Annotated in this window: 14 protein-coding genes; 9 read left to right on the top strand and 5 right to left on the bottom strand. The window is 63.0% G+C overall.

What is annotated here, in order from left to right:
• Positions 1-111: 111 nt before the first annotated feature.
• The 6 genes from GLS_RS10960 to GLS_RS10935 are packed head-to-tail and all read left to right on the top strand — an operon-like array spanning position 112 to position 5,941.
• The gene (locus GLS_RS10960; protein ID WP_080691961.1) at positions 112-1,053 is read left to right on the top strand and encodes a metallophosphoesterase family protein; all 942 of its coding nucleotides are present in this window, start codon (positions 112-114) and stop codon (positions 1,051-1,053) included.
• On the top strand, positions 1,050-2,204 hold the full coding sequence (locus tag GLS_RS10955) for an LptF/LptG family permease (protein WP_041112244.1): 1,155 nt from the start codon (positions 1,050-1,052) through the stop codon (positions 2,202-2,204). Before GLS_RS10960 ends, GLS_RS10955 begins: the two co-directional genes overlap by 4 nt.
• Entirely contained in the window at positions 2,201-3,310 is a 1,110-nt protein-coding gene (locus GLS_RS10950; protein WP_193363817.1) for an LptF/LptG family permease, read from the top strand. The genes GLS_RS10955 and GLS_RS10950 overlap by 4 nt, the downstream gene beginning before the upstream one ends.
• Positions 3,307-4,122 (top strand): sterol desaturase family protein, encoded by an 816-nt coding sequence (locus tag GLS_RS10945; protein ID WP_041112243.1) that lies wholly within the window; start codon positions 3,307-3,309, stop codon positions 4,120-4,122. The genes GLS_RS10950 and GLS_RS10945 overlap by 4 nt, the downstream gene beginning before the upstream one ends.
• Entirely contained in the window at positions 4,119-4,874 is a 756-nt protein-coding gene (locus tag GLS_RS10940) for a nucleotidyltransferase family protein (RefSeq protein WP_041112242.1), read from the top strand. The genes GLS_RS10945 and GLS_RS10940 overlap by 4 nt, the downstream gene beginning before the upstream one ends.
• Positions 4,871-5,941, top strand: coding sequence for a glycosyltransferase (locus GLS_RS10935; RefSeq protein WP_041112241.1), 1,071 nt, complete (start codon positions 4,871-4,873; stop codon positions 5,939-5,941). The genes GLS_RS10940 and GLS_RS10935 overlap by 4 nt, the downstream gene beginning before the upstream one ends.
• Before the next feature lie 21 nt (positions 5,942-5,962).
• On the opposite strand, the gene GLS_RS10930 is transcribed toward GLS_RS10935, so the two are convergent.
• Positions 5,963-6,853: a glucosamine inositolphosphorylceramide transferase family protein gene (locus GLS_RS10930; protein WP_041112240.1), complete on the bottom strand. Its 891-nt coding sequence runs from the start codon at positions 6,851-6,853 to the stop codon at positions 5,963-5,965.
• 82 nt (positions 6,854-6,935) lie between these two features.
• On the opposite strand from GLS_RS10930, the gene GLS_RS10925 reads away from it, so the two are divergent.
• The 3 genes from GLS_RS10925 to GLS_RS10915 all read left to right on the top strand — a co-directional run bounded on the left by GLS_RS10925 (position 6,936) and on the right by GLS_RS10915 (position 9,247).
• Positions 6,936-7,475: an MmcB family DNA repair protein gene (locus GLS_RS10925; protein WP_041112239.1), complete on the top strand. Its 540-nt coding sequence runs from the start codon at positions 6,936-6,938 to the stop codon at positions 7,473-7,475.
• Positions 7,476-7,484: 9 nt separating this feature from the next.
• Complete coding sequence (locus tag GLS_RS10920) at positions 7,485-8,273, top strand: inositol monophosphatase family protein (protein ID WP_041112238.1); 789 nt, start codon at positions 7,485-7,487, stop codon at positions 8,271-8,273.
• Positions 8,274-8,362: 89 nt separating this feature from the next.
• Positions 8,363-9,247 carry a lipid-binding SYLF domain-containing protein gene (locus GLS_RS10915; protein ID WP_041112237.1) on the top strand — a complete coding sequence of 295 codons (885 nt, stop codon included), beginning with the start codon at positions 8,363-8,365 and terminating at the stop codon, positions 9,245-9,247.
• Between the two features lie 35 nt (positions 9,248-9,282).
• On the opposite strand, the gene mltG is transcribed toward GLS_RS10915, so the two are convergent.
• The 4 genes from mltG to fabG all read right to left on the bottom strand — a co-directional run bounded on the left by mltG (position 9,283) and on the right by fabG (position 12,963).
• The gene (gene mltG, locus GLS_RS10910) at positions 9,283-10,332 is read right to left on the bottom strand and encodes an endolytic transglycosylase MltG (protein WP_041112236.1); all 1,050 of its coding nucleotides are present in this window, start codon (positions 10,330-10,332) and stop codon (positions 9,283-9,285) included.
• A gap of 17 nt (positions 10,333-10,349) precedes the next feature.
• Positions 10,350-11,636: a beta-ketoacyl-ACP synthase II gene (gene fabF / locus GLS_RS10905; protein ID WP_011253555.1), complete on the bottom strand. Its 1,287-nt coding sequence runs from the start codon at positions 11,634-11,636 to the stop codon at positions 10,350-10,352.
• 124 nt (positions 11,637-11,760) lie between these two features.
• Positions 11,761-12,000: an acyl carrier protein gene (locus GLS_RS10900; protein WP_011253554.1), complete on the bottom strand. Its 240-nt coding sequence runs from the start codon at positions 11,998-12,000 to the stop codon at positions 11,761-11,763.
• 222 nt (positions 12,001-12,222) lie between these two features.
• Positions 12,223-12,963: a 3-oxoacyl-[acyl-carrier-protein] reductase gene (gene fabG / locus GLS_RS10895; protein WP_041112235.1), complete on the bottom strand. Its 741-nt coding sequence runs from the start codon at positions 12,961-12,963 to the stop codon at positions 12,223-12,225.
• Between the last annotated feature and the right edge of the window lies 1 nt (position 12,964).

Raw genomic sequence — 12,964 nt, 5'->3', positions numbered from 1 at the left:
GGCTATGCGGGCGGGTCTAGCACGGCTATGATGGAACTGCCAGAACATGGCATCCCGGCGCGCCCGGATGCCGGCTTCTGACGTGGATACTGACAAGGCCCTTTTCTGATCATGACCCCTGACCTGCCCGCAGATCCCATCTCGTCGCGGCAAACGTCCCCTGTCATCACGCCTGCGCCCGCTGTCACCCCCACTGTCACACTGGCCCATATTTCGGATCCGCACCTGCCCCCGCCCCCGGTCCACTGGCGTGAGGCGCTCAACAAGCGCGCCCTGAGCCTTCTGTCTTGGAAGAAGCACCGCCGGTACGTCCATCTCGAACAGACCTGCGCTGCGCTGGTGAAAGATATCGGGCGCTCGGACGTGGACACCATCCTCGTCAGCGGGGATTTGACCAATTTCGGAACGCACGACGAGTTTGCCGCAGCCGCACGCTGGCTCGATGCCCTGCCTGCTCAGGCACTCGTGATTCCCGGCAATCATGACTGCATGGTCCGCCAGCCGGCCTCGGCCGGTCTGCACCAGTGGGAACGCTGGTCGGCCCGGCAGTATCCGTATGTCCGCATCCAGAACGGGGTTGCGATCGTCGGCGTCAATTCCGGCATTCCGACTGCGCCGTTCATGGCCTGCGGGCGCGTCGGACACCGGCAGCGTGAGCGGCTTGAGGCGCTGCTGGAAGAGCTCGGCCGGGAAGGGCTGTGCCGGGTCGTGATGATCCATCACCCTCCCCGGCGCGGGCTCGTGCCCTGGCGGAAGTCCCTGCTCGATCACAGGGAAGTCGCCGCCGTTTTCAGGCGGGCCGGAGCGGAAATCGTGCTGCACGGACACTCCCATGACGCAACGCTGACCCATATCGCCGGCACGGACATTCCGCTGCTCGGTGTGGCGTCTGCCTCGCTGACGGATGAACGCCCGCACCGTCAGGCCTGCTGGAATCGCCTGAGCATCCACCCATATAGGAAGGGCTGGACAATCACTCTGGCACGTCACCGGCTCGATGGCTCCGTCAGTGAACGGGCGTCATGGAACCGCTCGGGAAGGACAGAGGCGTGAAACAGCGGGCCCATATTCTGGACCGGTATCTGCTGACACAGATGGCACCGCCCTTTGCGATCGCGCTTCTGGCGATGCTGGTCGCGCTGCTGCTGGAACGCCTGCTGTCGCTCTTCGACTATCTGGCTTCGGCGGGAAGTTCGCTCGGGACCTGTATCGCGCTCCTGACGGATCTTCTGCCCCATTATTTCGGTATCGCCCTGCCCGCGGCGCTGTGTATCGCGGTGTTCCTCACTATCCGGGGCATGAGCGACAACAACGAGATCGACGCGCTTCAGGCCGGGCGGGTCTCGCTGATGCGAATCAGTCGCCCTTTCATGATCGTGGGGCTGCTTCTCGGGGCGGCCAGCGTGTTCCTGTACGGCTATATCCAGCCCGTGGCCCGCTATGACTATCGCGCGGGCTTCTATTTCGCCGAGCATACCGGCTGGGCCCCACATCTTCAGGCGGGAATGTTCGCCTCCACGTCCAGCAAGGCCGTCATGACGGCCGACAGTGTCAGCCATGCCGGCACCCGCCTCAGACGGGTTTTCATCCGGGAAGTGAATGCCAATGGCGTGGCTCACATCATCACGGCCCGAACCGGCGCGCTGACCATTTCGGAAAAGACCCGCAGCACCCGCCTCGACCTGTGGAACGGGGAAATCGTGGATGATCCGTTCCAGGCCACCAAACCCCACAAGCCGACCGTGACGCATTTCGAACACGTCGTCCGCGTTATCGACCGGCCGAACAAGGAAACCTCCTTCCGCTCCCGCGGGGCCGACGAGCGTGAACTGACCCTGTTCGAACTGGCGCATGACCTGCGTTATGGCCTGCCTGGCATCGAATACCGCACACTCCGGGCCGAAATGGATTTCCGTATGGCCCGCGCCATCGCCATTCCGTTCATTCCGCCGCTTGCTGTCGCGCTGGCCATCAGCGCCCGGCGAAGAAAATCCGTCTGGGGGCTGATTGCGGTGGCCGTAATCCTGATCGGCTTCGACCAGACACTCATGTTCGGCCACAGCCTCGCCTCGACCGGACGTCTTCCCATCTGGCTGGCGATCTGGGTCCCGGAACTGCTGTTCTGCGTCGGCTGTCTGGCGGCCCTGCTGCGCCGTTCCCGTGGGTCGTGGCGACGGCGCAAGCTTACAAGGGCGCCGGCATGAGCGACTCCACACCTGCCATGCCGCGCCATGTCCTCATCAAGGCGCTCAACCGTGCCCTTCTGGGACGCTTTTTGCTGTGCGGGGCCGTCCTCGTCTCGCTGCTGGAAATTCTGGCGCTTCTTGAAAAGACGACGCCAATCCTGAACCGACATCTCGGCTTTCGCGGCATCCTGACCTTCGCCTTCCTGCACCTGCCTGCCCTGAGCATCGACATCCTGCCGCTCGCCTTCATGGTGGGCGCGCTGTTCCTGCTCACGCAGATGACCCTGTCGAGCGAAATCTCGGCCCTGCGGGCGGCCGGGCTTTCAACCCCTGCGCTGTACCGTCTTCTCCTTCCCGCGGTGCTGATCGCGGGGATCGGGGGAACCTGCGCCCAGTACTGGCTGGTCCCGGCCTGCGAAAACGCCCTCACAACGTGGTGGAACCGCACGGATCCGCTCGCGGGGCAGGACGGGCAGCCCGAGGACAATATCCTGTGGTTTCGCGCGGGGCCCATGCTGGTCCGGATCGGGCAGATCGCCCAGGGCGGCACGTTCCTGCGGGACGTGACGATCTATCACCGGGACAACACGGGTCTGCTGACCGGCACCGAACACACGAATGTCCTGACATACCGTGACGGACAGTGGCATCCCGATGGGGCGCAGGATCTTTCCCTGTCCGATGACAAGTCGTACGTGAATGTTACAAAGGGCGACAGCACCTTCGTCATCCCGGCCACTCCCTCGGTCATCATGACGCTCTCGCAGAACGGAGCGACCGTCACGCCGGCGCAGGTCAGCGCCATTCTTCACAAGGGCGCACCCGCAAGTCTACCCCGGGCCACGTATCGTATGGCCCTCTTCAGCGGGATGATTTTACCTGTCGAAATTGCAGTAATGCTTCTATTGACGCTCCCGGTGATCTATATCCCTCCCCGTGCAGGACTTCGAAATCCGCTGCCGGTGTATGTTCTGGCCGCTGGAATGGGTTTCGTCATCCTGCAGGGAATGATTTCCGCACTTGGAAACGCGGGGACGCTGCCAGCTCCGCTGGCCGTCAGCGTCGGACCGCTCCTGGGGACCCTTCTCGGGCTGACCTGGCTTTTGCGGATGGAGGAACGATGAGCAACTTCAAGGCGCCCTGGCGCAACATGTCCGCCATCAGGACGGGTCGCAGCTTCGATCTGGGAAAGATGAACCTCCCGCAGCTGTGGTTCGCCTATCTGACCTATCCGACGATCCTGCTCTATTTCGCGCTGATCGCAGTGTCCGCCTGGGCCGCCCTGCATTTCTCGACCGCGCTGTGGGCGACGCTCATTCCCGTTCCCGTCGTGATCGTGGTCTATCCGCTGGCCTGGTATGCGATCCACCGCTTCATCCTTCACGGGCGCTGGCTGTACCGCAACCACTGGACCGCTTCCCTGTGGAAGCGCATCCATTTCGACCATCATCAGGACCCGCATCTGCTGGACGTGCTTTTCGGCTCCCCGCTGAACACGGTGCCGACCATGGCGATCATCACAATGCCGATCGGCGGGCTGATCGCAGGATGGAGCGGTGCGTTCTGTGCGCTTTCGACCGCGCTGGTCATGACCTGCATCTACGAATTCTTCCACTGCATCCAGCATCTGGCCTACAAGCCGCGCTGGAAATGGGTGGCGGACATCAAGCAGCTTCACGTCCTGCACCATTTCCACGATGAAGACGGCAATTACGGCATCACGAACTACGTGCCGGACCGTCTGTTCAGCAGTTTCTACCGCGAAGCCCGCGACCGGCCCCGCAGCAAGCATGTCTTCAACCTTGGTTACGACATTGAGGAAGCCCATCGTTATCCGTGGGTCATGGACCTGACAGGCTCCCCCCCGCGTGACCGTCCCGATGGCGCACGTCCGGCCTCCGCCCGCGCCGCAGCAGACCGTAACCGCGCGGCATGACGCTTCCGGTTCTGGTTCTCGCCGGGTCCCGGGACGGCGAGAACGATGTGCTTGCGAAACTCGGTCAGGTTTCCCACAAGGCTCTCCTTCCCGTCGGCGGTCAGCCCATGCTGGCCCGCGTGCTCGATACGATTGCCCGCACGCCCGGCCTTGGCCCCGTCACGATCAGCATCGAAAATCCGGACTGCATCAGGGATCTTGCCGGTAACGCTACCATCCTGCGTTCTGCCCCCTCTCCCAGCGAGAGCGTGGCTGAAGCCATTGTCCGGATCGGCACGCCCTGTCTGGTGACGACAGCCGATCACGCCCTCCTGCGTCCGGAATGGATTCAGGAATTCCTCGCCAAGGCGCAGGGCTGCGATCTTGCGGCGGGCGTGGCGCTGCGTGCGACGGTTGAACGCGATGTGCCCGGCACGAAACGGACCTATATCCACCTGTCTGACATGAGCTTTTCCGGCTGCAACCTGTTCCTGATCAATACGCCGAAGGGTCGGAATATCATCGAACTGTGGAAGCGCCTTCAGCAGAACCGCAAGCGCCCGCTCCGGATGGCCCTGACGCTTGGGATCGGCACTCTGCTGCGGGCCGTGACCCGTACACTCGATTCCACGGCCCTGTATCGCCGCATCCGGACGCTGACGGGCGCAAATGTGCGTCTGGTGACACTCTCGGACGGGCGCGCTGCCGTGGACGTGGACAAGCCCTCCGACCTGACGCTGGCTGAAAAAATCCTGGCCCAGACGACCCCATGAAAATCGCCTACATCATAAATTCCCTCGAATGTGGTGGCGCACAGCTTCCCATTCCGGACATCGTATCCGTTCTGAAGGCGCGCGGCGGGGATGTGACCGTCTTCGCCCTGGCCCGCAAGGACGGCCTCGCCATCCCGCTGATCGAAGCCGCCGGCATCCCCGTGCGCGTCCGGGAAGGCACGACGCGGGACCATATCGCGGCCTATCGCTGGCTGCGGGACGAGATGGAGGCGTTTCAGCCGGACCTGATCTGGACGTCGCTGAGTCGCGCCACGCTTCTGGGGCAGCTGGTTGCCCTGCGTCACAAGACCCCGACGGTTCACTGGCAGCATTGCGGACGGCTGAAGAAGGTCAACGCCTTCCTGCTGCGCCTGTGCCGCCCCTACACGACGCTCTGGGTCGCCGACTCCCAGTCCGTCATCACCTTTGCCGCGAAGGAACTGGGCCTCACGGACAATTTCGTCGCCTGGCCCATTTTCCGTGCCGATCCGGACGCCCCTGTGGCCACGCCGTGGAAAGAAGGCGAAGTTGTGCGCGTCGGGACATTGGGACGTCTGAACCCGGTCAAGGCGTATGACATTCTGTGCGAGGCCGTAGCCCTTCTCAAAGACCATCCGGACCTACCGCCATTCCGTCTTCAGATTGCAGGGGATGGTCCCGAACATGCAGCGCTTCAGGCCCGCATTACGGCCGGCAACCTGCCGATCGACCTGCTGGGCTACGAGTCAAAGCCGTTTGATTTCCTGAAGACGCTGCATCTTTACGTCCAGTCCTCGCACTGGGAGGGCATGTGTGTCGCGGGGCATGAAGCCATGTCCTGTGCCCTTCCGGTCGTTTCCACCCCTGCGGGCGAACTGGCGTCGAGCATTCTCGACGGTGAGACGGGACGCATCGTGCCGTTCGACAATGCCCCTGCCCTTGCGGCAGCTCTGGCGGACCTGATCGGCAGACCGGCCGATCTCGCGGCCATGGGCGCCCGGTCCCGCAAGCGGGTGCTGGAACGCTTCGGGCCTGAAGCGTTCGTCAGGCATGGCAATGCCGTGCTGGATCGTATCCCGGGCTTCTGAGCGCCCGGGGATACGCACTTCTCAGGCGCCGAAAATCCGGCGCTTCAGATTGAGCAGGTCCCGCCTAGGGCCAATCCCGATTTTCTTGACGTCAATCAGCGTCACCTGCCCGGCTGCGGACAGGGTGTGCATCCCGTCCGGATACCGCTTCCTCAAAGACGCCGGGATGGAAATAGACAGGCCAGGCGTGACTTTCGGCAGCCCCCGCTCCAGCCCTTCGATTTCCAGCAGCCGGATCCCGCGGCCATAGGTTCCCCGGCAGTCCTGCGTGGGCAGGAAGATCTTTCCATCCACGAGAACCGGCGTGCCCCCGGGACGTGCCCCTGCCCGGTCGTTCAGGAAAAGCCCGAGGTTTTTCCAAGGCCCCATCAGGGTGTCGGCCACGGAAATGTTCAGAAGGCTCTGCCGTTCGTCCTTGCTCCCTGCAGGCGTCCAGAACATCCACCAGCGACCGGCATACTGAAATGGCGTGGCATCGATCGCGGCTTCGGGGAAGTCGAAGGCCTCGACCCGTTCCCACTCACGCGGAAACGACTTTGCCCGATAAAGCGAAAGACGCCCCGAAGCGCTGGCCTCGGGCAGCATATAGACCTCGCCCTCATGCGCGAACACGAACGGGTAGGACAGATGCCAGGGCTCCTGCAGAACGGTTTCACGCGACAGCAGACGGCCCGTTCCGTCATAGATCAGGACCTCGATCGTTCCCGTGGGGCTGCGGTAATCGAAGGCCTCGGCAAAGACGTACAGCTTTCCGTCCCGCCAGAATCCGAACGGATCGGCCAGAAAACAGTGATCCCCGATATCGGGCAGAGTCGTGATGGGAAAGCCGTTCAGACTGGCCGCTTCGACCACCTCAGCCAGAGGCGCATGAACGATGGCGCATCGCCAGTGATCCGTTCGCAAAAATGGCATGAGGCACTCTCCCGTAAAAATACAGCTTCAAAAAAAGCCTGCCGGGGCAGACGTAGAGCGCAGATCGGGGCAGGATGGAACCATGAGTACGGTTCTTGCCGAAAATCCCGCTGCAACATCCTGTGGCCTGCCGGAAACGCAGTTGGCCATCCGGCGCGCCGTCCTCGGATTGTGCCGGACAATGAACTGGGCCGCCATCAATGAATTCGCTCTTCCCGCCGCGGGACGCCGCGCGGACATCATGGCGCTCCTGCCCGATCATTCCCTGAACTGCATCGAGATCAAATCCGGCCTGCGCGATTTCCAAACCGATCAGAAATGGCCCGAATACCGGGACTGGTCCGACCGGCTGTTTTTCGCGGTGGATGATGGCTTTCCGCTGGATCTTATTCCGCCGGATGTGGGCCTGATCGTCGTCAGCGTCAGCGCCGTCCCTGCTGCCCTGCGCGACAATATTCTGGCAGAATGCACGATCATTCGGGAGCCCGCGCTCCACAAGCTGGCTCCCGCACGACGACGCACGCTGCTGCATCTGTTTGCGACAACGGCCGCAAGCCGTCTCATGAGCCTTGAAGACCCCGCCATTACGGCATCTCTCCGCGCTGCACGGCGCACAGACTAGGACAGTTCCATGACCTTCGATCCGATTGCCGTCCGCCTCGAAGCCGCCCGTTCCGTTGTGCGCGATGCGGCCCGGCTTGCCCTCTCCCTGCGCCCTGCTCCGGGTGGTCCGACCGGGACCCTCAAGGGCCGGCAGGACTACCTGACCGAGACGGATGGCGCCGTCGAAGCCTTTGTCAGCCGCCGCATCCAGGAGCTTTTCCCCGAGGATGGCTTTCAGGGCGAGGAAAATGGTGCGACGCGTCAGGGCGGCTTCCGCTGGGTCGTGGACCCGATCGACGGTACCTCCAATTATGCACGCGGCCGTGACCGCTGGTGCGTGTCGCTCGGCCTGCTGGACGGAGACGAGCCCGTTGCCGGCATAATCGATGCTCCGGCGCTTGGCGAAGTCTTCACGGCCCAGAAGGGCAAGGGCGCGTTCCTGAACGGCAAGCCGATCAAGGCGTCCCCCATCACGAACACGCAGGAAGCCATGATCGAAATGGGCTGGTCCGCGCGCGTGACGACCGAAACCTTCAACGAGAAGATCGCCGCCATCATGGCGCTCGGCGCAATGCCGCGCTCCGGCGGATCGGGTGCGCTGGCCCTGGCCGACGTGGCCTGCGGGCGCTCCGACGGGTATCTGGAAATCGTCATCCAGCTCTGGGATGTGGCAGCCGCACTGGTCATCCTTTCGGAAGCCGGGGCCGCGGTCTCGCCTTTCCTTCAGACAGGCGGCCTGACGGGCGGGGCAACCATTCTTGCTGCCGCGCCCGGCATTGCGAAGGCCCTGTCCGCCGCCGTTGACGTGGAAATCTGACATCCCTTCCGCCCCGCACTCGTGATTTGGCCGCATTTGGCGCATAGTGCGGGGAAATATTCCTACGATGACTGCAGAAGGTATCCTCCATGACCCTGTCCGGTCTCCTGCGTAAGACCATGCTCGTCGCTTCGGGCTGCGCCGCCCTGTCAGCCTGTTCCGATGCTCCCCAGACCACGGCCAGCCAGCAGCAGATCATTGTCGATCGCGCCACGCTGGCGGTTCAGGATCTCTTCACGGGAACAACAGCGCAGTCCCGCTCCCAGAAACTGCTGGCAGAAGCCAAGGCCGTCATGGTCTGCCCCTCCGTGCTGAACATGTCCTTCGGGATCGGCGGCTCGGGTGGCCGCTGCGTGCTTCTGAGCCGCGATGCCCGCGGGTCATGGTCCGACCCGGCATTCTACCGTCTGGGTACGGCCTCGATGGGGCTTCAGCTTGGTGTGCAGAGCACGGAAACAATCCTGTTCATCATGTCCCAGCGCGGCATCCAGGCCATTCTGGACAGCCAGTTCAAGTTTGATGCCTCCGCCTCCGCCTCCTTCGCCAGCATCGGCTCGGGTCTGGAGGACAGCACGGCTGGTGCGCACAATACCGACATCTACGCCGCCCAGAAGAACGAGGGCCTGTATGCCGGTGCAGCGCTGGGTGGTTCCAAGCTGACGGTCGATAGTGGCGCCAACCGGGCCTATTACAACCAGACCGTCGGCCCCGAAGACATCGTCGTAACGATGCGCGTCAACAACCCGTCTGCCGATCCGCTGCGCCGCGCCCTGATGTCCGTAGCCAAGCTGCCCACCAGCAGCGCAGCCACAGCGACGTCCCGCGTGTCACAGGCTGCCACCGCCGCGCGTACAACTGCCACGCAGGACGTCGTCGGCAACAATCCCTATCCGGCGAGCTATGACGCCAGTCGCCCCTACTCGGCACAGACATCCAGCGTACAGAGCCAGACTCTCGCCCCGCTGAAGCACTGAGGCCATTACGCCCGTCCTCTCCGGAGGACGGGGTTTCAGTTCTGGTTCTGGGGTGTCGCTGATAGATGCGCGTGATAGGCGCGGATGTTTTTATCCTGATCGGCGAGCGTCTCGGCGAAATTATGCCCGCCCGTCCCCGTCGCCACAAAATACAGCATCTTCCCGTCAGCCGGATGCGCTGCGGCATCCAGTGAGGTCGGTCCTGGCGAACAGATGGGGCCGGGCGGCAGTCCCGCCTGAAGATAGGTGTTGTAAGGCCCCGGGGTCTGCAGATCCTCATGGGTCAACGGTGCGTCCAGCGTTCCTGTGCCATTGCTGAGCCCGTAGATCACGCTCGGATCCGTCTGAAGACGCATGCCCAGTTTCAGACGGTTCAGGAACACACGTGCCACCATCGGCCGCTCGGACGGCACGGCCGTCTCACGCTCGATCAGCGATGCGAGAACCAGCAATTCCTGTGGAGACTGGATCAGCCCGTCCAGCGCTTCGACATTACGGCCGTCCCAGGCCGCGGCGAGCTTGGCCGCCATCATTTTCTGCAATTTTTCGGCCAGAGTCTGCCGCGACGTCCCCCAGACGTAAGAGACCGTCTGCGGAAAAACGCTGCCCTCGGCAAGCGTGGGCACTTCACCGCTCAGCGCCGGAGCCTTGTTCAGAATGGCCGCAATCCTGAGGACCGTCAGCCCCTCGGGCACCGTAAGCTGATGGGAAACGGGCTTTCCGTGACGCAGGATTTCGAGGGTATGTGCGACCGAAACCCGGGCCGGAAACTGCAGTTCCGCGGCGTGGATCTGGCCATCACGATGCGTCAGGAACGCGGCAATCCGGAAAAACGTGCCGGATGCCCAGGTCGGGGAGAGGATCCCGTCGTCCTGGAGCGCCTTTGTCACACGGGCATTGTTGCCATGCGGAATGACGAAAGTCTTCTCGTCCTGCAGCGGTCCGGGATCGGTGTAGTGCCCGTAACCTGCGGCCAGTCCTGCGACGAGGAGCAGTGGCGCCCCGAACAGCGCCAGCTTGCGGCCAGCCTTTGGCGGAAGAACAAGCTTCCGCGGTTCCTCGCCGTCAGGCTGACCTTCAGACATTGAAAACGAACCCTTCCTCAGTCCTTGAAGCGCTTGAGGATGATGCTCGCATTCGTGCCGCCAAAGCCGAAGCTGTTGGACAGGGCAACGTCGATCTTGCGCTCCTGGGCCACATGCGCCACACGGTCGATGACGCTTTCCCGCGCCGGGTTGTCCAGGTTCAGCGTGGGCGGCACGATGCCGTCACGGATGGCCTGAAGGCAGAAGATGGCCTCGACCGCACCGGCCGCACCCAAAAGATGGCCAATGGCCGACTTCGTGGAGGACATGGCCAGACGCTTGGCGTCATCGCCGAAGAAGCGCTCGACCGCATCAAGCTCAAGATCATCCGCCATGGTGGAGGTGCCGTGGGCGTTGACGTAGTCGATATCGGCCGTGGTCAGGCCACCGCTGTTGCGCAGCGCGGCCTTCATGGCACGGAATGCACCGTTGTGACCTTCGGCAGGAGCCGTGATGTGATACGCATCACCGGACATGCCGTAGCCGCCGATCTCACCATAGATCTTCGCACCGCGGCGCTTGGCATGCTCGAGTTCCTCAAGCACGACCACACCCGCGCCCTCACCCATGATAAAGCCGTCACGGTCCTTGTCCCACGGGCGCGAGGCCTTGGTCGGATCATCGTTGGAGCCGGTAGAAAGTGCACGGGCCGAGCAGAACCCGGCAATACCGAGCGAGCAGATCGCGGCTTCCGCACCGCCAGCCACCATCACGTCGGCATCACCATACTGGATGAGGCGCGAGGCATCACCGATGGCATGAACGCCGGTCGCGCAGGCCGTCACGACAGCATGGTTCGGTCCCTTGAACCCGTAGCGGATCGAAAGGTGACCGGAAATCAGATTGATCAGGGCCGAGGGAATGAAGAACGGCGACAGACGGCGGGCCTTGCCGCTCGAAACCGTCAGGGAGCCGTCATAAATCGTCTGGAGACCGCCGATACCCGAGCCGATCATCACGCCCGTGGCGCAGCGACCATCCTCGTCCTCAGGCTTCCAGCCTGAATCCTCGACAGCCTGGATGGCTGCGGCAAGGCCCAGATGGATGAAGCGGTCCATCTTCTTCTGGTCCTTGACCGGCACCCAGTCGGACAACGTGAGACCGCCTTCCGCCGTCGGGCCGTCCGGAACCTGTCCGGCGACCTGGGCAGGAAGTTCGGAGGGATCGAAATGCGTGATCCGGCCAATGCCGGACTGTCCTTCGATCAGCCGCTTCCATGTCAGTTCCGCGCCCACAGCCAGTGGGCTGACAACACCGATACCGGTTACGACGACACGCCGCCCGTTAGTTGCAGTCCCGCTCATCGATGCCTCTTGTCTCACGTTATGTCCGGGTCTTGCAGCCGGGCCTCAGGAAAAGGCCCGGCTGGTCTTCCGCCTCGTATGACGAGACGGGAATCCGGAGCCGGAAAACCGGCTCCGGTCAGCCTCAGGCTGCCTTCTGCTTCTCGATGTAGTCGATGGCATCCTTGACGGTTGCGATCTTCTCGGCTGCATCTTCCGGGATCTCGACGGAGAAGGCTTCTTCGAAAGCCATGACCAGCTCGACCGTGTCGAGGCTGTCAGCGCCCAGGTCGTCGATGAACGACGCGTCCGGCGTTACCTTGCTTTCGTCCACACCGAGGTGCTCGACAACGATCTTCTTTACCTTGTCAGCAATATCGCTCATCTGTTCGTTCCTTCTGCCCATCCGGGACCCTTTTGCCCGTCCGGTGCGTTACATCAAAACTCGTACTGCCATCTGCCAGTCCGGAAGCCCGGAGGTTCCTCCAGCGCAGGACCGCCCCCTTCGCAGGGGAGGCGTTGCCGCCGGAAGAACCGGACATCAGCCTTAAGCAGGCCGGGCAAAGCAGCGCGCGATTAGCATGCTTTAACCAAAAAGGCCAAGCATTCAGACCATCGCCATGCCACCATTGACGTGCAGGGTCGTACCCGTGACCCATGCCGCCTCATCGGAAGCCAGATATACTACTGCGGACGCCACGTCACCAGTATTCCCCATCCGGCCAAGCGGAATGGAGCCAACCAGCTTCTCGCGCACGGTTTCCGGCAGCACATCCGTCATCGGCGTCTCGATGAAACCGGGCGCCACGACGTTGACCGTCACACCTCGCGGACCGGCTTCCTGCGCGAGCGACTTGCTCATGCCCACGATACCGGCCTTGGCAGCGGCATAGTTGGCCTGACCGGCATTGCCCGTCGTGCCCACCACGGAGGCAATGGAGATGATCCGCCCCGCACGGCGACGCAGCATGCCTTTGAGCGCGGCACGTGCCAGACGGAACGGGCTTTCCAGATCCACAGTCATGACCTGCGACCAGTCGCTGTCCTTCATGCGAATGGCGAGCGTATCACGCGTCAGGCCGGCATTGTTGACCAGAATGTCCAGCGGCGCACCCGCAACGGCTTCAGCCTTGGCAACGAGGCCATCAGCCTCGGCCGGATCGGACAGGTTGGCGACGGCGATATGGGCGCGCTCGCCCAGGCTGTCAGCCAGTTCCTGAAGAGCAGCTTCGCGCGTGCCGCTGAGCACGACCGTCGCACCCTGTGCATGAAGCTGACGGGCAATCGCGGCGCCAATGCCGCCGGAGGCACCCGTGACGAGAGCAGTCTTGCCGGAAAGAGAGAACATG

The sequence above is a fragment of the Gluconobacter oxydans DSM 3504 genome (assembly GCF_000583855.1).
GTDB lineage: Bacteria > Pseudomonadota > Alphaproteobacteria > Acetobacterales > Acetobacteraceae > Gluconobacter > Gluconobacter oxydans.
The sequence above is the reverse complement of the archived record's forward strand: the minus strand, read 5'-3'. Positions and strand labels throughout refer to the sequence as shown.

Excerpts from the sequence above, each read along its gene's own strand:
- GLS_RS10900 (WP_011253554.1), bottom strand. The coding sequence starts at position 12,000 with ATGAGCGATATTGCTGACAAGGTAAAGAAGATCGTTGTCGAGCACCTC.
- GLS_RS10935 (WP_041112241.1), top strand. The coding sequence starts at position 4,871 with ATGAAAATCGCCTACATCATAAATTCCCTCGAATGTGGTGGCGCACAG.
- GLS_RS10960 (WP_080691961.1), top strand. The coding sequence starts at position 112 with ATGACCCCTGACCTGCCCGCAGATCCCATCTCGTCGCGGCAAACGTCC.
- GLS_RS10915 (WP_041112237.1), top strand. The coding sequence starts at position 8,363 with ATGACCCTGTCCGGTCTCCTGCGTAAGACCATGCTCGTCGCTTCGGGC.
- mltG (WP_041112236.1), bottom strand. The coding sequence starts at position 10,332 with ATGTCTGAAGGTCAGCCTGACGGCGAGGAACCGCGGAAGCTTGTTCTT.
- GLS_RS10930 (WP_041112240.1), bottom strand. The coding sequence starts at position 6,853 with ATGCCATTTTTGCGAACGGATCACTGGCGATGCGCCATCGTTCATGCG.
- GLS_RS10940 (WP_041112242.1), top strand. The coding sequence starts at position 4,119 with ATGACGCTTCCGGTTCTGGTTCTCGCCGGGTCCCGGGACGGCGAGAAC.
- GLS_RS10920 (WP_041112238.1), top strand. The coding sequence starts at position 7,485 with ATGACCTTCGATCCGATTGCCGTCCGCCTCGAAGCCGCCCGTTCCGTT.
- fabF (WP_011253555.1), bottom strand. The coding sequence starts at position 11,636 with ATGAGCGGGACTGCAACTAACGGGCGGCGTGTCGTCGTAACCGGTATC.
- fabG (WP_041112235.1), bottom strand. The coding sequence starts at position 12,963 with ATGTTCTCTCTTTCCGGCAAGACTGCTCTCGTCACGGGTGCCTCCGGC.
- GLS_RS10945 (WP_041112243.1), top strand. The coding sequence starts at position 3,307 with ATGAGCAACTTCAAGGCGCCCTGGCGCAACATGTCCGCCATCAGGACG.
- GLS_RS10925 (WP_041112239.1), top strand. The coding sequence starts at position 6,936 with ATGAGTACGGTTCTTGCCGAAAATCCCGCTGCAACATCCTGTGGCCTG.
- GLS_RS10950 (WP_193363817.1), top strand. The coding sequence starts at position 2,201 with ATGAGCGACTCCACACCTGCCATGCCGCGCCATGTCCTCATCAAGGCG.